Here is an 18,215-nt window from a genome sequence, read left to right on the forward strand (position 1 = left end):
GCCGTGGATCTGCGGCTCACCGCAGAACAGGAGCAGTACCGGCGCGATGTCTGCGCTCTGCTGCGCCGGGACGATGTCCAGGCCGAGGCGGCGTCGGCCCGCCGGCTGCCGCCGGGGCAGGAGCCCGGGCTGCTCGACGTCTACCGGCTGCTGGGGGAGCGGGGCTGGCTCGCGCCGAACTGGCCGGCCGAACACGGCGGCCTGGGCCGGACGATCGTGGAGAAGGCGATCCTCACCGAGGAGATGATCGCGCACGGCGTCCCCGACGTCGTGCACACGTTGGCGATCGACATCGTCGGGCTCGCGGTGCACCTGTTCGGCTCCGCTGAGATGCAGGACCGCCTGCTGCCCCGGCTGGCCCGCGGCGAGGGCCTGGGATGCGTCCTGTTCAGCGAGCCGGAAGTCGGCTCCGACCTGGCAGCGCTGACCACGCGCGCCGAACCCGAGGCCGGCGGGTGGCGGTTGTACGGGCGCAAGGTCTACAGCCTGAAATCCCATCTGGCCGACTTCGGCCTCTGTGCCGCCCGCACCACCGCCTCCGAGGTCCCCTACCACGGCATCACGGTGTTCGCGGTACCGCTGGACACCCCCGGCGTCACCGTCCGGCCGATGTGGACGATGGCCGACGAGCGGTTCGGCGAGGTCACCCTGTCCGGGCCGCTGATGACCGAGGCCGACGTGCTCGGCGAGGTGGACGGCGGCTGGCCGGTGGTCGGCCGGGTGCTCGGCCTGGAACGGACCGGCATCGAGTTCGCGGCCAAGGGCCGCCGGCTCCTCGACGCGGTGCTCTCCCACCAGGACGCGGTGCTCGCACCCGAAGAAGGCCCCTCGCCCTACGCCGAACAGCTCGTCGCCCTGGACGCGCAGGTGCGGGCCGGAGAGCTGCTGTCCTGGCAGGCGCTCGGCAAGCTCGCCGCCGGCGACTACGACGACCCGGTGTACCCCATGGCCAAATGGCACAGCACCGAGACCGCCAAGGCGATCGCGGCCATCACCGCTGAGGTCTGCGGACTGGACGCCGTGCTCTCGGCCCGCGACCCGGACTCGCCGCCCGGCTGGGTGGTCGAGTCCGCCCTCCGGGACGCGCCGGGCTTCACGCTGGCCTCCGGAACCTCGGAGGTCATGCTCTCGCTCATCGCTTCCGGGGCGCTGGGACTGGCGCCGTGACCGCTGTCGCCCTCAGGGCTTCTACCGGAAGGACGGACGTGGACATCAGCCTGAGCCGGCGGCAGGTCGAGATCGGCGAGCGGTTCGCCGCTCTGTTGTCGGCGGACCTGGCCCCGGCCGTCCGGAGGATGGCCGAACAGCCCGTACCGCCGCAGGCCGACACGGACGAGGACGCGGCATACACCCGGGAGGCGGTCTGGCGCGCCCTGGTCGAGCTGGGCGCCACCCGGCTGCTGCTCCCCGAGCGGTACGACGGCGAGCAGGCCGGCCAGCAGGGCGCGGTCGTCGTCGCCGAACTGCTCGGCCGGGTGCTGTATCAGGGGCCGTTGCTCGACACGATGACCGCCACCGAGGTGATGCTGGCCGAAGCGGATCCGGCGGGCAAGCTCCTGCGGGAGATCGCCGAAGGGGCGGCCGTCACGGTGGCCGTCCGGCGCGGCGGGCGCGACAGCCACTCCCGCCCCGCGAAGTTCGATTGCCCGGACCAGCCCGGTGGCCCGACGGTCGAAGCCGAGCGGCGGTTCGTGGGCTTCGCCCCGGAGACGTGGTCCGTGCTGTTGGTCGGTCGGGTCGGCCAGGTCGGACCGGCGGTCCACGCCGCGCTGGTGCCGCGCGACCATCCGACCGTGACCTGGCGCCGCCACGACGACATCGGCCGGGGCGAGCTCTACGCGGTCCGGTTCGCCGGCTCGCCGGTGGCGGCGTGGTTCGGCGATCCGGACGGCGGCTGCGCGGCCTGGCCGCAGATCGTGGCCCGCGCGCGGATCCGGCACGCCGCCTACCTGGTGGGCCTGAGCCAGGGCGCACTCGACCTCGCGGTCGACAGGGCGTCCGCGCGGCGGCAGTTCGGCCGCCCGATCGGCCGCTTCCAGGCCCTGGCGTTCCAGCTCGCCGGGCTGGCCACCCGCCTGGAGGGGGCCCGCCTGCTGGTGCGGGCCGCGGCCTGGGAGGCCGACGAGGGCCGTGATCCCCGATTGAGCGCCGCGCAGGCTCTGGGCATGGCCGCCGACCTCGCCGGGGAGATCACCGCCGCCGCGGTCCAGGTGCACGGCGCGTACGGCATGACCGAGGACTGCGACGTCCAGATCTACTACCGCAGGGCCCACGTGGAGCGCGGATGGCTGGGAGCGGCGGCCGACGTGCGCGCCGAAGCCGTGCCGTGGCTCGCCGAAGCCGTGCGCGCGCGGCATTCGGGCCGGCCGGACGCGGGGGGCCGGTTGTGAGAACGGACGGACAGGGCAAAGGCCGGAACCAGACGTCGGCGACCCTCGAGGACCCCGGGGCGCCGCAGAACCCTGCGGCCGGCGAGGACTTCCGCGAGCAGGTGGCCTACGGATTCCGCACGGCGATCCCGCTGGCCGTGGCGGTCTTCGGATTCGGCGTCTCGTTCGGGGTGGTGGCGCACGCCGCCCACCTGGGCCGGCTGGCCCCGTTGGTGATGTCCGCGACGGTCTTCGCCGGATCCGCCCAGTTCGCGGCGGTCTCGGTGCTGGCCACCGGCGGCGGGGTCGCCGCCGCCGTGGTCGCCGCGGCCCTGCTGAACATCCGCTATCTGCCGATCGGGATGAGCTTGGCCCCGGCGATCACCGGCGGGCCGGTGCGGCGCCTGCTCAGCGCGCAGCTCGTGGTCGACGAGACCTGGGCGGTCAGCCACCTGGGCGGCGGCCGGTTCTCCCGGGGCCGGCTGCTGGGCGCCGGCGTCCCGCTGTACCTCGGGTGGCTCGGCGGGACGGCCCTGGGCGTGTTCGGTGCCGGATTCCTCGGCGATCCCTCGCGCTTCGGCCTGGACGTGGTGTCCCCGGTGCTCTTCCTGGCGCTGTTGCGCGGCCAGGTGGACAACCGGCGCACCGCGGTGTTCGCGGCGGCCGGGGCGATCGTCGCACTCACGCTGGTGCCGCTGGTCTCGCCGGGGCTGCCGCTGGTCGCCGCGGCCGGGGTGTGCCTGCTGGCCCTGCGCAGGCCGCGATGACCGCGGCCTGGCTGACCGTGGCGCTCGTCGCGGCGATGGCGGTGGTCGCCAAGGCGGCGGGGCCGGTCCTGCTCGGCGGGCGGGAGCTGCCCGAACCGGTGCGGCGGATCATCGCGGTACTGGCACCGGTCCTGCTCGCCGCACTGATCGCCACCCAGATCTTCGGCGCCGGCCGCTCGCTGACCGTGGACGCCCGTGCGGTGGGCCTGGCGGTCGGCGCGGCGGCTCTGGCGCTGCGTCTGCCCGCACTGGCGGCGGTCGTGGCCGCCGCGGTGGCCACCGGGTTGACGAGAGCCCTTACCTAGAAGATGCCAGAGAGGAACAGTCGATGACCAGGCGACGACCGCAAGAGTCGTACCGGAACAGTGTCGCAGGGCCCGTATATCAGAGCGCGTCGTACTACTTTGAGGACGAGGACCACGTTCGCACCGGACTGCACGAGCGCTCTCGTCCGGCCGGCCGCTACGGTCGCTACAGCAACCCCACGTGGCTCGAGGTCGAGGCCGCGGTCAGCCAACTGTGCGGCGCCGAGTCCTCGCTCCTGTTCGCCTCGGGGATGGCGGCGCACTTCACGACCTTCGTCTCTCTTCTGAAGGCCGGCGACGAGGTGGTGCTGCCGGCCGAGTCCTACCGCCAGACCCGCAATGTCTTCCACGAGATCCTGCCCAAGTTCGGCGTCGTCGTGCACGAGATCTCCATTCGCGATCCCGATGTGTTCATCGACCGCCTGCGCGCCCTGGGCAGCCGGCTGCGCCTGGTCCACCTGGAGATGCCGTCCTCACCGCACATGTACCTGATCGACGTCGCCGGTGTGCGGGAGGCGGTCGGGCCGGACGTGATCCTCACCCTGGACAGCTCCTTCTCGCCTCCGCCGAACTTCCACGCCCTGCAGTGGGGCGTGGACCTGGCCTTGTTCAGCGCGACGAAGTACCTCGGCGGCCACGGGGACATCGTCGCCGGGATGCTGTCCGGCCGCGCCGACCTGATCGAGCAGGTGCGCTGGTACCGCGACACCACCGGGCCGGTGTCTGACGGCAACACCGCCTTCCTGCTGCGGCGCAGCCTGTACACGCTGCCGATGCGGATGGCGACGGCCAATGCGTACGGGCTGAAGACCGCCCAGTACCTGGAAGCCCATGAGAAGGTCACGAAGATCTACTACACCGGGCTGCCCAGCCATCCGCACTACAAGCTGGGGCAGGACTACCTTCGCGGCCACGGCGCCGTGATCACGTTCGAGCTCGGGCTCAGCGAGGCCGAGACGGCCGCGGTGGTGGGCCGGCTGGCGGTGCCGTACATGGCGTCCAACTTCGGCGCGCCGCAGACCCTCGTCGAGCAGAGCACCTTCTTCACCTACTTCGAGTACGACGACGCGGGACTGCGGGACATCGGCGTCGACCGCAGCACCGTCCGGCTCGCGCTGGGCTACGCCGACGACGTCGACCTCGTGATCGACGACCTCGACCGCGCGCTGGCCACGGCCTGAGAGGCGGAGTCGTCGATGACGAACGGTTTCCCGTCGATCAGCGCCGGCCGCGCGGACCCCGGCGCCTTCCGGCCGGTGCCGGCGATGATCGAGGACCAGGCCGACCGGACCCCGGAGCGGCCCGCGGTGTCCTACGACGGCCGGACGCTGAGCTACCGGTCCTTCGACGAGCTGGCCAACGGGCTGGCCGTGGTGCTCGCCGGGCGCGGGATCGGCCGCGGTGCCGCGGTGCCGGTCCTGCTCGGCAACAGCCTGGAGCTGCCGGTCGCCTACCTCGCGCTGATGAAGCTCGGCGCCGCCTTCGTTCCGTTGGACGCGGCCTGGCCGGTCGAACGGCTGCGCACCACCCTGGACGTGCTCCAGCCCGCGGCCGTGCTCTGCCACCGGCCGGCCGACCTGCCCCTGGAATACCGGAACGTGGCGCTGAGCGTCGAATGCGGCCGGATCGTCCGGACCGCGCAGCGTCCCGGCGTGCCCCTGGGTCCGGACGACCTGATCTATGGGTTCTTCACCTCCGGGACCACAGGCATCCCCAAGTGCGCGATGAACCTGCACGGCGGGGTGGCCAACCGGTTCCGGTTCATGTCCCGCTACTTCGCGGCGACCGGCGAGGAGGTGGTGCTGCAGAACAGCAAGCACACCTTCGACTCCTCGATCTGGCAGCTGTTCTGGCCGCTGACCGAAGGCGGCCGCACGGTGCTGCCGGTCCAGGGCGAGTTCCTGGATCTGGAACGCACCGTGGCCACGATCGCCGAACACCGGGTCACCGCCTCGGACTTCGTCTCCAGCATCTTCAACGCGCTGGTGGCCCTGGTGGACGCCGATCCGGCGGCGGTGCTGCCGAAGCTGGCCTCGCTGCGCTGGCTCGTCGTCGGCAGCGAGCCGGTCAACCCCAAGGCGGTCCGGCACCTCACCTCGCTGCTGCCCGGGCTGCGCGTGACCAACGGCTACGGACCCACCGAGACGTCGATCGGCATGGCCTTCCATCCGATGTCGGCCGAGGACGGCGACGCGATCCCGATCGGCAGGCCCATCGACAACTGTCACGCGGCGATCGTCGACGACGCCGTTCGCCTCGTGCCGGCGGGCGCCACCGGGGAGATAGCCGTCGGCGGCGCCTGCGTCGGGGCCGGCTACCTCGGCGCGCCGCAGGCGACGGCGCGCGTCTTCGTCCCGAACCCGTTCGCACCGCACATCCCGGGGGACCGGCTGTACCTGACCGGCGACCTCGGACGGCTCGACGAGCAGGGCCGGCTGTACTTCCTGGGCCGCAAGGACTTCCAGGTCAAGATCGGCGGTATGCGGATCGAGCTGGGCGAGATCGAGGCGGTCGCCGAACGCCGCCCCGGGGTGCGCCAGGCCGTCGTCCTGGTCGAGGAACAGCCCGCGGGCAAGTCCCTGGCCTTGTTCGCGGCCTGCGACGAGGGCCTGTCCGAGCAGGCGCTGCGCGACCACCTGCGCGAGCACCTGCCCCGCACCAGCCTGCCCCGCCGGGTGTTCCTGCTGCCGTCGATGCCGTTGAGCGAGAACGGCAAAGCCGACCGGAACGAGCTCGGGCGCATCCTGGACCGGCGGCGCGCGGCGGACGCGGCCGAACTGCTGGGCGGCGCCGCGCCGGCCGGGCTGGGCGGCCGCGTGCTGTGGGCGATGCGGGCCGCCCTGGGCCGTCCCGACCTGGCCGGCGACGAGCACTTCATGGACGCCGGCGGCGACTCGCTCAAGGCCCTGACGGCGGTCAACGCGATCCGGGCCGAGTTCGACCTCAGGGAGTTGTGCGCCCAGGACCTGTTCGACCAGCCGACCGCCGAGCGGCTGACCCGGCTGATCGAGGCCTACCAGGCCGACGACCGGGCCGTCGCGGACGAACCGGAGCTGATGGCCGCCGACGCGGCCGTGTCGGCGGGAGTCTTCGCCCCGGTCACTGCGGTTGCCCCGATCGCTCCAAACGGCACCGGGGGCTTCGAGGCGGCGACCGACGTACAGACCGTCCTGGTCGCCGGCGGCACGGGGTTCGTCGGCAGCCGCGTGGTCCACGAACTGCTGCGGACCGGAGCGCGGGTGATCTGCCTGGCGCGTGCGGGGGACGACGCGCGGGCCACCGACCGGGTGGTCTCCGCGCTCTCCGGGCGTGGGCTGTGGGTGCCGGAGTTCGCCGGACGGCTGTCCGGCGTGGCCGGTGACCTGAGCCTGCCCGGGCTCGGACTTGCCGACGACGTCCGGGAACGGCTGTCGCATTCCGCCGACCTGGTCCTCAACTGCGGTGCGATGGTCAACTTCCTGTTCGACTACCGCGCGCACCGCCGGACGAACGTCCTGGGCACCGCCGAGATGCTGCGCCTGGCCGCGGGCGGTCGTTCTGTACCCCTGGTGCAGGTGTCCACTCTGGCCGCGTTGCAGGACGCGACGACGGGCCGCGTGGACGCTCTGCCGGAGGACGTCGACGTCGCAGCGATCGGCGCGCCGCCCGGCGGATACAACCGCTCCAAGTGGGTCGCCGAACGCTATCTGGCCGCGGCCCGCGAGCGCGGTGCCTCGGTGACCGTGCTCCGGCTCGGGGAGGTCATGCCGAGCGCCGACAACGGGATCCCCAACCCGCTCGCCCTCACCCACCTGCTGGCCTCGGCCATGATCCGGCTCGGCGTCCGGCCCGACGCGGACATCAGGACCGACTTCAGCACGGTCGACTACGTGGCCGCACGCATCGTCGCCGCGGTCCGCGACCGGACGGTGTGGGGCGACACCCTGCACGTGCTGCACCCGAGCAGCGTGAGCTTCGCCGCGCTGCTCGACACCGCCGACAGCCCGCCGGAACGGGTCTCGTGCCGCGAGTTCCTGCAGTGTCTGCGCGGCGAAGCCGAACGGACCGGCGAGCGGTCCTTGGCGGCTCTGGCGGCCCTGTTGCCGTCGGACCCGGCCGCCGTGGACGAAGCCGGGCTCCGGTACGAGTTCGACACGTTGCTGACCGACAACGCGACGCTCTACGGCGCCGACCGCTGCCGCGCGGCGGAGGCCCGCTGGGCGCTGCCCGAAAGCCCGGTGCGGGACGCGATCTCGGCGTACCACGGTTACCTGTCCCGCAGCGTCCCCGGCCCGATGGCCGTCCCCGCTTCCTGATCCGGCGCCCGAAGTAAGGACACACAGATGCAATATCGCACCATCGGCCGCCTCGGCTGGCCGGTCAGCGAGATCGGCTACGGCATGTGGGGCATCGCCGGCGGCGCCGGCGGGTTCGCCTCCGGCGCCGACTACGAGCTCGCGCCCCGCTGCCTGGACGAGGCGGTCGACCTGGGCTGCACGTTCTTCGACACGGCCTGGGCCTACGGCCGCGGGATCAGTGAACTGATGCTCGGCGCCGCGCTGCGCCGGCACCGCGACCGCACCCTGCGGGTGGCGACGAAGATCCCGCCCAAGAACCGCGCCTGGCCTCCCGGTCCCGACGACACCCTCGAGGACGTGTTCCCGCGCGAGCACGTCAGGGACTACACCTGGCGCAGCCTGACCAACCTCGGCGTGGACCGCATCGACCTGATGCAGTTCCACGTCTGGGAGGACCGCTGGGCCGCCGACCCCCAGTGGCAGGACACCGTGCGCGAGCTCAAGGACGAGGGCCTGGTCGCCTCGTTCGGGATCAGCGTCAACCGCTGGGAGCCCGCCAACTGTCTGGCCGCGATCGACTCCGGCCTGATCGACGTGGTCCAGGTCATCTACAACATCTTCGACCAGGCGCCGGAGGACGAGCTGTTCGACCGTGCGCAGGCCGCCGGCGTGGGGGTCATCGCCCGCGTGCCCTTCGACGAGGGCTCTCTCACCGGGACGCTGACCGTCGACAGCACCTGGCCCGAAGAGGACTGGCGTGCCACCTACTTCGGCCCGGAGAACCTCAAGCCGACCGTCGAGCGCGTCGACCGGCTCAAGCCGGACGTTCCCGAGGGGATGACCCTTCCGGAGCTCGCCTTGCGCTTCGCTCTGGACCATCCCGCGGTCACCACCGTGATCCCGGGCATGCGCAAGCTGGAGCATGTGCGGCGCAACCTGGCGATGAGCGACGGCCAGCGGCTCGATCCCGAACTCGTGCGCACCCTTCGCCCGCACCGCTGGGACCGGGTGCCGGCCTGGTGGTCGGGGTGATCCGGGTGACTCGGGTGACTCGGGTGATGCGGCGGCGGGTCGCCGGGAAGTGGCCGTTCGGAGCAAGACGTCTGGAGAATCCGGGGTATCAACGATGACTGTGATCGCCATGTGGGCGCATTCGCGTTCCATGTCGACGGCGTTCCTGCGGATGATGATCGAAAGGGGCGACGTCACCGTCGTCCACGAACCCTGGCTCGGCCTCACCGAGCAGGGGCAGGTCACCGTGGCGCTCGCCGGCGACCGCCGGCAGACCGTGCGCTCCGACCAGGAGCTCATCGATCTGCTCACCGAGGAGGGCCGGGAGCGGCCGGTGTTCGTCAAGGAAGTCCTCGACCATCGGTACCCGTATCTCTACGAGCATCCGGAGCGGTTCGCTTCCTTCGTCCACACATTCATCGTCCGCCACCCGGCGCAGACCATCGCCTCCCACTACGCGATGAAACCCACGGTGACCAGCCCCGAGATCGGCTACGAGCGGCAGTTCGAACTCTTCGAACGGCTCTGGGCCGCCACCGGCACCCAACCGCTGGTGCTCGGTTCGGAACGCCTGCTGGAAGACCCGAAGACGACGGTCGCAAGGTTCTGCGAATACACCGGACTTCCCTACCTGCCCGAGGCGCTCACCTGGGAGGCCCAGGACCGGCCGGAATGGCAGCTCTACCGCGGCTGGCACCTCGACGTGATCGACAGCAACGGCTTCCAGGCCAAGCCCAAGAGCTACCCCGACACGATCGAGAACAACTCCGTCCTGCGATCCTTCTACGACTACCACCTCCCGTTCTACGACCGGATCATGGCCTATGCCGACTGAGCGGCGCGAGGTGGAGTTCGTCAAACTCGTCGCGGCCGGCAACCACTTCGTCCTGCTAGACGCCGACCGCGACCCGCCACCGCCGGACACCGCCGCCTTCGCCGTCGCGGCCTGCCACCCGGCCACCGGCATCGGCGCGGACGGCGTCCTGGTGGTCCGCCGCACCGGTGCGGACGAGGTACGGCTCACCGTCTTCAACCCCGACGGCTCCGTCGCCAAGATGTGCGGCAACGGCGCGCGCTGCGCCGCGTTCCACGTCCTGCGCGAGGACGGCGGCTCGCAGCTGTCTGTCACCCTCGGCCGAGACCGGATGCACACCCTGCAAGCCCGCCTCGGCCCCGGCGGCGAGACCGTGGAGCTCAGTTCGCCGCAGCCGGCCGTGACCGTCGGCCCGATCCACCTCGACGGCTTCGGCGGCTTCGACTTCCACACCGTGGACACCGGCACCGAATACGCGGTCGCGTTCGTCGACGACGTGGACCGGATCGACATGGCCACCATCGGCCCCGCCATCCGCCACCACCCGCACTTCGCCCCCGGAGGCACGAGCGTGAGCTTCGCCGAACTCCGGCCCGACGGCCTCAGGGTGCGCACCTACGAACGCGGCAACGAGGCGGAGACCCTCTCCTGCGCCAGCGGCGCGGTGGCCTGCGCCGTGGTCGCCCGAACACTGGGCCTGCCGATCCCGGACCGCGTCGCAGTGCACAACCGCTCCGCGGATCCACTGTCCGTGCGGATCGTCGGCACCGGACCGCCCTTCGTCGCCCTGACGTCGACGGGGTCGGTGGCGCGGGTGTTCGCCGGGACGGTGCCGGTGTGAGGTGCCCGTGTGAGGTGCCGGACAAGGCCGTGAGCGGAGCTCGCCGTTCCGAGCCTCACCAAGGGTGCGGTCGGTAGTCCTTGAGAAACACCCCGAACAGATCCTCGCCCGCCTCCCCGCGCACCACCGGGTCGTAGACGCGTGCGGCGCCGTCGACCAGGTCGAGCGGGGCGTGGAAGCCGGCGTCGTGCAGCCGCGCCTTGTCCGGGTGCGGCCGCTCGTCGGTGATCCAGCCGGTGTCCACCGCCGTCATCAGAATGCCGTCCTGCTCCAGCATCTCCCGGGCGCTGGTGCGGGTCAGCATGTTGAGGGCGGCCTTGGCCATGTTGGTGTGGGGGTGGCCGGGGCCCTTGTAGCCGCGGGCGAACTGGCCCTCCATCGCGGAGACGTTGACCACGTACTTGCGCCGGGCGGCCGATCCGGCCATCGTCGCGCGCAGGCGGCTGACCAGGATGAACGGCGCTGTCACGTTGCAGAGCTGGACCTCCAGCAGCTCGATCGGGTCCACCTGCTCCACCTTGTGGCTCCAGCTGTTGGCGTCGTCGAGGTCCGGGACCAGGCCGCCGGCGTCGATCGCGGTGCCCGCCTCGATCAGCGCGGGGGTGGCGGAGCCGTAGGTCAGGGCGAGGGCGGTCAGCGCCTGCGGCGTGAGCTGCTTGCGGCGCGGGCCGGCCTGTCGGGGCACCGGGAGCATCGGTTGCCGGCTCATGTCGAAGCGGCCGAGGGTGGTGACGCCGGGCAGCTCGCCGGCGGGCGGCGGCGCGTGTTCGGCGTCGATCAGCTCCTGGTAGGCGTGCGGGGACCGGCGGACGGTCTGCGCGGCGTTGTTGATCAGGATGTCCAGCGGCCCGGCGTCGCTCACCGTCTCGGCGAGCGCGATGACCTGCGACGGGTCCCGCAGGTCGAGGCCGACGACGTGCAGCCGGTGGAGCCACTCGCCGCTGTCCGGCATCGCGGTGAAGCGGCGGACCGCGTCGTTGGGGAAGCGCGTGGTGATCGTGGTGTGCGCGCCGTCGCGCAGCAGCCGCAGCGCGATGTACATCCCGATCTTGGCCCGGCCGCCGGTCAGCAGCGCGCGCCGGCCGGTCAGGTCGGTCCGCGCGTCGCGGCGCGCCCGGTTCTCGGCCGCACAGCGCCGGCACAGCTGGTGGTAGAACGCGTCGACCTCGACGTAGCGCGTCTTGCAGACGTAACAGGACCGCGGCCGCTCCAGGATCCCGGCGATGGCGGAGGCGGTCCCGCTGGCGAGCTGCACGCCCTGCGTCTCGTCGTCGATCCGGGTGGCCGCGCCAGTCGCGGTGCGCTCGGTGACGGCACGGTCGTTGGTCGTCTTCGCCGTCCGGTTCTCCTGACGGCGCCGCCGCTTGACCTCCCGGTACACCTCGGAGGTCGCCCTGCGCAGCTCGATGGCCTGCGGATGGTCCAGCGGCAGCTCGCTGAGTTCGGACAGTGCCGCCAACACCAGGCGCATCCGCTCGGGGTCTATCCCGGCGTGGGCCTCGGCGGCGTCGGTCGTGTCGGGTCCTGCGTTCATCGCCTGCCGGCTCTTTTCTGGAAACGGGCCGGGGAGCCGGTCGGGCGGACGGCCGGGACTGCTGGAGGGAAACCCGAGCGATTCTACCGGTCATGATCTACGGCCGGTGCGCATGGTCCGATCGTGCGCGGCGCGCTCGCAGCCGCACCAGACCGCTACTTCAGCAGCCGCGAAAGCCGCCGGTCGGCCAGCGGCTTGCCACCGGTCTGGCACGTCGGGCAGTACTGCAGGCTCGAGTCGGCGAAGGAGACCTCGCGGATCGTGTCGCCGCAGACCGGGCATTTCTCGCCGGTGCGGCCGTGGACGCGCAGGCCCGACTTCTTCTCCGCCTTCAGGTCCTTCATCGGGAGGCCGCGGGAGCGTTCGACGGCGTCGTTGAGGGTGCTGAGGGTGACCTCGTAGAGGTTGGCCACCTCTTCGGGCGTCAGCTTGGCTGCCAGTTTGTAGGGGGACATGCGCGCCGCGTGCAGGATCTCGTCGGAGTAGGCGTTGCCGATGCCGGCCAGGACGCTCTGGTCGCGCAGGACGCCCTTGATCTGGCGGCGCTCGCCGTCCAGGAGGCCGCGGAGTACGTCGACGGTGAATTCCTCCGAGAGGGGGTCGATGCCCAGGCGCGCGATGCCCGGGACGTCGTTGGGGTCGCGGACGACGTAGACCGCCAGCCCCTTCTTCGTGCCGTACTCGGTCACGTCGATGCCGCTGCCGGCCGGCTCCTCCATGCGTACGCGCAGCGCCAGTGGCCCCTTGCCGGGCTTCGGGGGCGTCGTCGGCAGCTCCTCCTGCCAGCGGACCCAGCCGGCGCGCGCCAGGTGCAGGACCAGGTGCAGGTCGCCGGCGCTGATGTCGAGGAACTTCCCGTGGCGTCCCACTCCGCTGACGACCTGGCCCTCCAGGGCCGACAGCGGCGGGTCGTATGTCTTGAGCGCGTGGATGGCGACCGGTGTGGCCGCCGCGACGGTGTGTCCGGCGAGGTGCTCGTCCAGGAACGCGGCCAGCGCCTGGACCTCCGGCAGTTCGGGCATGACAGCAGTCTGCCCGCTGGCGCGGCGCCGCGCTCGCTGGGGCGGTGCGCGATGCGGTGCGCGATGCGGTGCGGGGCGAGGTGTGCGACACGGCACGTGACGGGGTGCGTCCGGCGGGTGAAAAAGGGCGCGCCGCGCTGCTGGTTCTGCGGTTTGGCGCGCCGCGTTGGCTAGATTCCGGCCATCCGCTAGTAAACCGGGAGCAGTCGTGCGCAAGTGCGTGTCAATGGTCGCCGTGGCCTCGGCCACCTTCGGGCTGGCCGCCTGTTCGGGCACCGATCGGGGACGGGAGCCGGCCGGCGCCTCGCAGCCCCTCAGCGCGCAGGCCGCGGCGGGGTCGCAGGCCGACGGGCACGCGGCCCGGGTGCACGCCGCGCCGGTCGCGGTGGCTCCGGCGGCGGCCCAGGGGCAGAACCCGCAGGCGGCCCCGGGTGCCCGTGCCGCCGCTCCTGCCGGCGGCCCCGGTGCACCTGCCGCCGTCCCCGGCGCTCTCGGCACTCCTGGCACCACCCCCGGCATCACCGCCGCCGGCCTCGGCCCCGTCGGTGCCCCGGTCCTCATCCCCTCCAGCACCACCGACGTCGCCCCGCAGTCGGCGCACCCGCACACCGCCGCGCCGCGTCCGGCCGCCGCGCCCGCGGCCTCGGCCGCGGTGCCCGCCTCGCCCCGGCCCGCGCCGGCTCCGCCGGCGGCGCAGGACCCGCACGCCCAGGACCCGAACCTCGCCTACGACCCGACCGCCTCGGCGACGGCGCAGATCGTGGACGCCGTCGCCGCCGCGCGCATGGACGGCAAGGCCGTCCTGCTCGACTTCGGCGCCGACTGGTGCACCGCGTGCCGGGCGCTGGACAAGGCGATGCACACGCCGAAGGCCCAGGCCGTCCTCGCGCAGTCCTACCACGTCGTGCACATCGACCTGGGCAACTCCGACCCGCAGCACATGGCGCTGGCCACGCAGTACGACGCCATGGGCACCTTCGGCATGCCGCTGCTGGTGGTCCTGAACCCCGACGGCACCGTCCGCGCCGACTCGGCGCACGTCGGCCAGCCGAAGTACGACGAGGCGGGCCTGGCGGCCTGGCTGAACCAGTGGGCGCGATGAAGGCCTCCAGCATCCTGACCGTCACCGCGCTGTCCGGCGTGCCGGTGCTGGCCGCGCTGGCCTTCGCCGCGACCGTGCACCGGCACGCCTCCGACGTCGGCTTCACCGACCAGGGCGTCAACGTCGCGATGCACCTGTCGCCGGACGGCACGAAGCTGCTGACCACCTTCACCCCGCAGCGCCCCGGCTTCCACCTCTACAGTGTCGGCCTGCCCGCCGACGGCATCCAGGGCCTGGGCCGTCCCACGCGCGTGGAGGTCGACGGCGCCCTGCGCAGCCGCGGTCCGCTGACCGCCGAGTCGCCGGTGCGAATGCTGTCGATGCAGGGCACTGATGTGACGTTCCCGGTCTACCCCGACGGCCCGGTGACCACCGAACTGCCGGTGGACGTGGACTCCCGCGGCACGGCGCGGGTGCTGGTCAGCTATGCCGCGTGCAGCGCGCAGGAGTGCTTGATGCCGGTGAGCTCGCATCCGGTGCAGTTGACCGCCTCCGCGCTGTCGGCGATGCGGGCCCGGTGAGCTCGGCCGGTCCGGCCGGTCCGGTGTCCTCGCTCGATCGACTGACCCCAGTACGTCCCGGCCAGCATCAGCGCCGCTCCGGCAACGGCCGGCGCTGCCAGGTGCTCGCCGCCGAGTGCGACGCCGGCGGCCACGGCCCACACCGGCTCGGTGCCCAGCAGCAGGCTCGCGCGGCTGGCTGAGGTGCGGCGCACGGCCCAGGTCTGCGCCACGAACGCGAACACGCTGCAGAACACCGCCAGGTACGCCATCTCGGCCCACGCGCCCGCGCCGGCGTGCGCCAGCTTCGGCAGGTCGGCGGCGGCCGGGACGACGAACAGCGCGGTCCCGACGTAGGTCTGGACGACCGTCAGGCTCAGCGGCCTGATGTCGCCGGCGGCGGTGAGCCGGCCGACGAGCGCCACGTGCCCCGCGCGCACCACCGCGGCGGCGAGCATCAGCAGGTCGCCGACGCTCGGCGTGTGCAGGCCGCCGCTGCCGCTCATCAGCAGCCCGACGGCGACGACGCAGAGCCCTGACGCGGCGAAGTAGCGGCCCGGCAGCCCGGCGCCGCGCCGGTCGAGCAGCGGCGTGAGGATGATGGTCAGGCTGATGATGAGGCCCGCGTTGGCAGCGGAGGTGTGGGCCACGCCGAAGGTCTCGATGATCAGCACGGCGGCCTGGGTGACGCCGAGGACCGCGCCGGTTCGCAGCTCGGCGCGGTTCGGGCGCAGCTGGCGGCGGGCGGCCAACAGGGCCGAGCCGGAGACGGCCGACAGCGCGTAGCGGGCCAGCAGGACCGCCAGGACCGAGGTCGCCGCGGCTGCGGACTTGGCGGCGAGGTAGCTGGAGCCCCAGACGAACGCGACGAGCAGGAGGACCACGTCGGTGCGGTGGTCGGTGTGATGGTCAGTGCGGTGGTCAGGGCGACTGGGGGCTGCGGAGGTCACGCGGCAATCCTCGGCTTCGACACACGATGTAGTCGAGAACGTCATTCTCAACATACCGTGAAGTTTCTCTACACTGTCACCCCATGGACGAACGGCAGCTGCGCATCCTGCGTGAACTCGGCGAGCTGGGCAGCGTCGCGGCCGTGGCCGAGGCGCTGCTCGTCACGCCGTCGGCGGTCTCGCAGCAGCTCCGGCTGCTGCAGCGCAGCGTCCCGGTGCCGCTGACCGAGCGCTCCGGGCGGCGGCTCACGCTCACCGCTGCCGGGCAGGCGCTCGCCGACGCGGCGATCGAGGTCGAGGCGGCGCTGGCTCGGGCCCGGCAGGTGGTGGACGAGTTCGTGGCCGAGCCGAGCGGGACGGTCTCGGTCGCGGCGTTCCACAGCGCGGCGCTGGTGTTCTTCCCGCGGCTGTTGCGGGCGCTGGCCGGGCCGGGATCGCCGCGTCTGGCGCTGGCCGACCAGGACGTCGCGCAGGAGCAGTTCCCCAAGCTGACCCGCGACTACGACCTCGTGCTGGCGCACCGGTTCGACCACGCGCCGCCGTGGCCGCGCACCGTCACGGTGACGCCGCTGCTGCACGAACCGCTGGACATCGCGCTGCCGGTCGGGCACCGGCTGGCGGCCAAGGCACGGCTGACGCCGCGCGACGTGGCCGGCGAGCCGTGGGTGTCGGTGCACGACGGCTTCCCGGTGCTGCCGCTGGTCGAGGCGATCGGGACGGCCGCCGGTCGGCGGCCGGAGCTGGTGCATCGGGTGAACGAGTTCAGCGTCGTCGCCGAGCTGGTCGCGGCCGGCGGCGGCGTGATCGCGCTGCTGCCGCGCTGGACGACGCGGCCGCACACCGGGGTGGTGCTGCGGCCGCTGTCCGGGGTGCGGGCCCGGCGGCACATCGACGTGCTGTACCGGCCCGAGGCCTCGGCGCGGCGTGCGGTGCGCACGGTGGTGGCGCAGCTGCGGACGGCGGCGGCTGAGGTGCAGGAATAGCGATACCGCGGGCACCGATGAGTTTCGGCCACACCACTCGTCTGTTCTCCTGAACGGAGCGGCGCTGAAGGCTGCCCCGACACGAGAAAGCGTGGAGGACACCATGGCGAACACCGAACCGGCCGGCCGCCCGCCCGTCGTCGACCTGGCCACCTGGCAGGCCGCCCGCGACGAGTTGCTGGTCCGGGAGAAGGCCCACACCCGCGCCACCGACGCCCTCGCCGCGGAGCGCCGGCGGCTGCCGATGGTCGAGTTCGACGGGTCGGTCAAGGTCGTCGGTCCCGACGGCCCGGTCCCGTTCCTGGACCTGTTCCAGGGCCGTGACGAGCTCGTCACCTACAAGCACATGTGGTGGGACGGCGCGCCGCACCAGGGGCAGTGCGAGGGCTGCACCTACGCGGCCTGGCACCTGCAGGCCGCGACCGCCTACCTCAACGCGCGCGGCGTGTCGCTGGCCGTCGTGACCGTCGGCGCCTGGGACGAAGTGGAGCCGTTCGTCGAGTTCATGGGCTACAGCCACCCCTGGTACTCGGTGCAGGGCGTCGAAGGGCCGGCCGGCGGTGACATGGGCTACGTCACCAGCTACATGCGCGAAGGCGACCGGGTCTTCATGACCTACTCCACCACCGGGCGCGGCACCGAGGTGATCAGCGGGTCCTTCGCGCTGCTCGACATGACGCCGTACGGCCGCCGGGAGGCGTGGCAGGACTACCCCGAGGGCTGGCCGGAGGGGAACGGGGCGTGCTGGTACTGGCGCACTGACGTGGACGGGAACGCCACGTGGGGTCCGACCGGCCGGCCGGCGCCGCAGTGGGGCAGGCCCGGCGCGACCGCCGAGCAGACGCTGGGGCGCCAGGGTCATCACCACTGATCGGCCGGATGGTTTCGCCACTGTTTCGAACTGCGACGCCACTCAGCGGCCCCAGGGGTCCCACTCACCGCGCGGCGGCAACCGTTCAGCGCACCCCAGGCACCGATGGTCCAGTTCACCGGTCCCGCGCCATGTCCACCGGGGGCATCGCTACCTACGGTGACAAGGACGCGGCCGGTGTGGGCCGGCGGCGTCCGTAGCCAAGGGAAGGGACGCACCTGCCGTGAGTGAGACCCCCAACACCCCCGCCCCCGCGCCGTCCACGGGTATCGCGGATCCAGCCCCGCTGGGCCTGGCCGGATTCGCCATGACCACGTTCATCCTGAGCGTTCTCAACACCAACATCATCTCCGAGAAGGGCGGCGGGGACGTCGTCCTGGGCCTGGCCCTGTTCTACGGGGGTCTGGCGCAGCTGCTGGCCGGCATGTGGGAGTACCGGCGCGGCAACACCTTCGGCGCCACCGCGTTCTCCTCCTTCGGCGCGTTCTGGCTCAGCTACTGGGCCATCGTGCACTGGAGCTCCGGCGAGGACGCGCACAAGACGATCGGGCTGTACCTGTTCGCCTGGTTCCTGTTCACCGGCTACATGACGGTGGCGGCGCTGCGCACCAGCGGCGCGATCCTGGCCGTGTTCGGGCTGCTGACGCTGACGTTCCTGCTCCTGGCCATCGGGGCCTGGCAGAACTCCACCACCGGCCCGGCCGGGTTCACCAAGATCGGCGGCTTCGTCGGCATCATCACCGCGCTGGCGGCCTGGTACGCCTCGCTGGCGTCGGTGGCGAACGAGACGCACAAGAAGCAGTTGTTCCCGACCTGGCCTCGATGAGCCCGGGGGAATAGCGTGGAACGAGGGCCGCTGTGCGGTCCTC

At 72.3% G+C, this 18,215-nt stretch carries 17 protein-coding genes; 14 read left to right on the plus strand and 3 right to left on the minus strand.

What is annotated here, in order from left to right; genetic code table 11:
• The first annotated feature begins 3 nt into the window (after nt 1–3).
• The 9 genes from ABH920_RS45010 to dapF all read left to right on the plus strand — a co-directional run bounded on the left by ABH920_RS45010 (nt 4) and on the right by dapF (nt 10,384).
• Nucleotides 4–1,167, plus strand: coding sequence for an acyl-CoA dehydrogenase family protein (locus ABH920_RS45010; RefSeq protein ID WP_370355490.1), 1,164 nt, complete (start codon nt 4–6; stop codon nt 1,165–1,167).
• The gene (locus ABH920_RS45015; protein ID WP_370355491.1) at nt 1,164–2,390 is read left to right on the plus strand and encodes an acyl-CoA dehydrogenase family protein; all 1,227 of its coding nucleotides are present in this window, start codon (nt 1,164–1,166) and stop codon (nt 2,388–2,390) included. The genes ABH920_RS45010 and ABH920_RS45015 overlap by 4 nt, the downstream gene beginning before the upstream one ends.
• The gene (locus ABH920_RS45020; RefSeq protein ID WP_370355492.1) at nt 2,387–3,136 is read left to right on the plus strand and encodes an AzlC family ABC transporter permease; all 750 of its coding nucleotides are present in this window, start codon (nt 2,387–2,389) and stop codon (nt 3,134–3,136) included. Before ABH920_RS45015 ends, ABH920_RS45020 begins: the two co-directional genes overlap by 4 nt.
• Nucleotides 3,133–3,441: an AzlD domain-containing protein gene (locus tag ABH920_RS45025; protein WP_370355493.1), complete on the plus strand. Its 309-nt coding sequence runs from the start codon at nt 3,133–3,135 to the stop codon at nt 3,439–3,441. The genes ABH920_RS45020 and ABH920_RS45025 overlap by 4 nt, the downstream gene beginning before the upstream one ends.
• 23 nt (nt 3,442–3,464) lie before the next feature.
• Nucleotides 3,465–4,622 (plus strand): PLP-dependent transferase, encoded by a 1,158-nt coding sequence (locus ABH920_RS45030; protein ID WP_370355494.1) that lies wholly within the window; start codon nt 3,465–3,467, stop codon nt 4,620–4,622.
• 15 nt (nt 4,623–4,637) lie between these two features.
• Nucleotides 4,638–7,736 carry an amino acid adenylation domain-containing protein gene (locus tag ABH920_RS45035; protein ID WP_370355495.1) on the plus strand — a complete coding sequence of 1,033 codons (3,099 nt, stop codon included), beginning with the start codon at nt 4,638–4,640 and terminating at the stop codon, nt 7,734–7,736.
• Between the two features lie 27 nt (nt 7,737–7,763).
• Entirely contained in the window at nt 7,764–8,750 is a 987-nt protein-coding gene (locus ABH920_RS45040) for an aldo/keto reductase (RefSeq protein ID WP_370355496.1), read from the plus strand.
• A 94-nt stretch (nt 8,751–8,844) separates the two neighbouring features.
• Entirely contained in the window at nt 8,845–9,564 is a 720-nt protein-coding gene (locus ABH920_RS45045; RefSeq protein WP_370355497.1) for a sulfotransferase family protein, read from the plus strand.
• Entirely contained in the window at nt 9,554–10,384 is an 831-nt protein-coding gene (dapF, locus tag ABH920_RS45050; protein ID WP_370355498.1) for a diaminopimelate epimerase, read from the plus strand. The genes ABH920_RS45045 and dapF overlap by 11 nt, the downstream gene beginning before the upstream one ends.
• A 55-nt stretch (nt 10,385–10,439) precedes the next feature.
• On the opposite strand, the gene ABH920_RS45055 is transcribed toward dapF, so the two are convergent.
• Both ABH920_RS45055 and ABH920_RS45060 read right to left on the minus strand, forming a co-directional pair.
• Nucleotides 10,440–11,918, minus strand: coding sequence for an SDR family NAD(P)-dependent oxidoreductase (locus ABH920_RS45055; protein WP_370355499.1), 1,479 nt, complete (start codon nt 11,916–11,918; stop codon nt 10,440–10,442).
• A gap of 155 nt (nt 11,919–12,073) precedes the next feature.
• Entirely contained in the window at nt 12,074–12,940 is an 867-nt protein-coding gene (locus tag ABH920_RS45060) for an Fpg/Nei family DNA glycosylase (RefSeq protein WP_370355500.1), read from the minus strand.
• A gap of 208 nt (nt 12,941–13,148) precedes the next feature.
• On the opposite strand from ABH920_RS45060, the gene ABH920_RS45065 reads away from it, so the two are divergent.
• Both ABH920_RS45065 and ABH920_RS45070 read left to right on the plus strand, forming a co-directional pair.
• Nucleotides 13,149–14,042, plus strand: a complete 894-nt coding sequence (locus tag ABH920_RS45065; RefSeq protein WP_370355501.1) for a thioredoxin family protein — start codon at nt 13,149–13,151, stop codon at nt 14,040–14,042.
• Nucleotides 14,039–14,563, plus strand: coding sequence for a hypothetical protein (locus ABH920_RS45070; protein WP_370355502.1), 525 nt, complete (start codon nt 14,039–14,041; stop codon nt 14,561–14,563). Before ABH920_RS45065 ends, ABH920_RS45070 begins: the two co-directional genes overlap by 4 nt.
• Here ABH920_RS45070 and ABH920_RS45075 read toward each other — a convergent pair.
• The gene (locus ABH920_RS45075; protein WP_370355503.1) at nt 14,467–15,492 is read right to left on the minus strand and encodes a DMT family transporter; all 1,026 of its coding nucleotides are present in this window, start codon (nt 15,490–15,492) and stop codon (nt 14,467–14,469) included. The two genes, ABH920_RS45070 and ABH920_RS45075, sit on opposite strands and share 97 nt — an antisense overlap.
• A gap of 83 nt (nt 15,493–15,575) precedes the next feature.
• On the opposite strand from ABH920_RS45075, the gene ABH920_RS45080 reads away from it, so the two are divergent.
• The 3 genes from ABH920_RS45080 (at nt 15,576) to ABH920_RS45090 (ending at nt 18,172) form a co-directional block, all read left to right on the plus strand.
• A complete protein-coding gene (locus ABH920_RS45080) occupies nt 15,576–16,475 on the plus strand; it encodes a LysR family transcriptional regulator (RefSeq protein WP_370355504.1) in 900 nt (299 codons plus the stop codon).
• Between the two features lie 103 nt (nt 16,476–16,578).
• Nucleotides 16,579–17,346, plus strand: coding sequence for a DUF899 family protein (locus ABH920_RS45085; protein WP_370355505.1), 768 nt, complete (start codon nt 16,579–16,581; stop codon nt 17,344–17,346).
• 223 nt (nt 17,347–17,569) lie between these two features.
• The gene (locus ABH920_RS45090; RefSeq protein ID WP_370355506.1) at nt 17,570–18,172 is read left to right on the plus strand and encodes an acetate uptake transporter; all 603 of its coding nucleotides are present in this window, start codon (nt 17,570–17,572) and stop codon (nt 18,170–18,172) included.
• Nucleotides 18,173–18,215 lie beyond the last annotated feature (43 nt).

It is taken from the genome of Catenulispora sp. EB89 (assembly GCF_041261445.1).
In the GTDB taxonomy this organism is placed as follows: Bacteria; Actinomycetota; Actinomycetes; order Streptomycetales; family Catenulisporaceae; genus Catenulispora.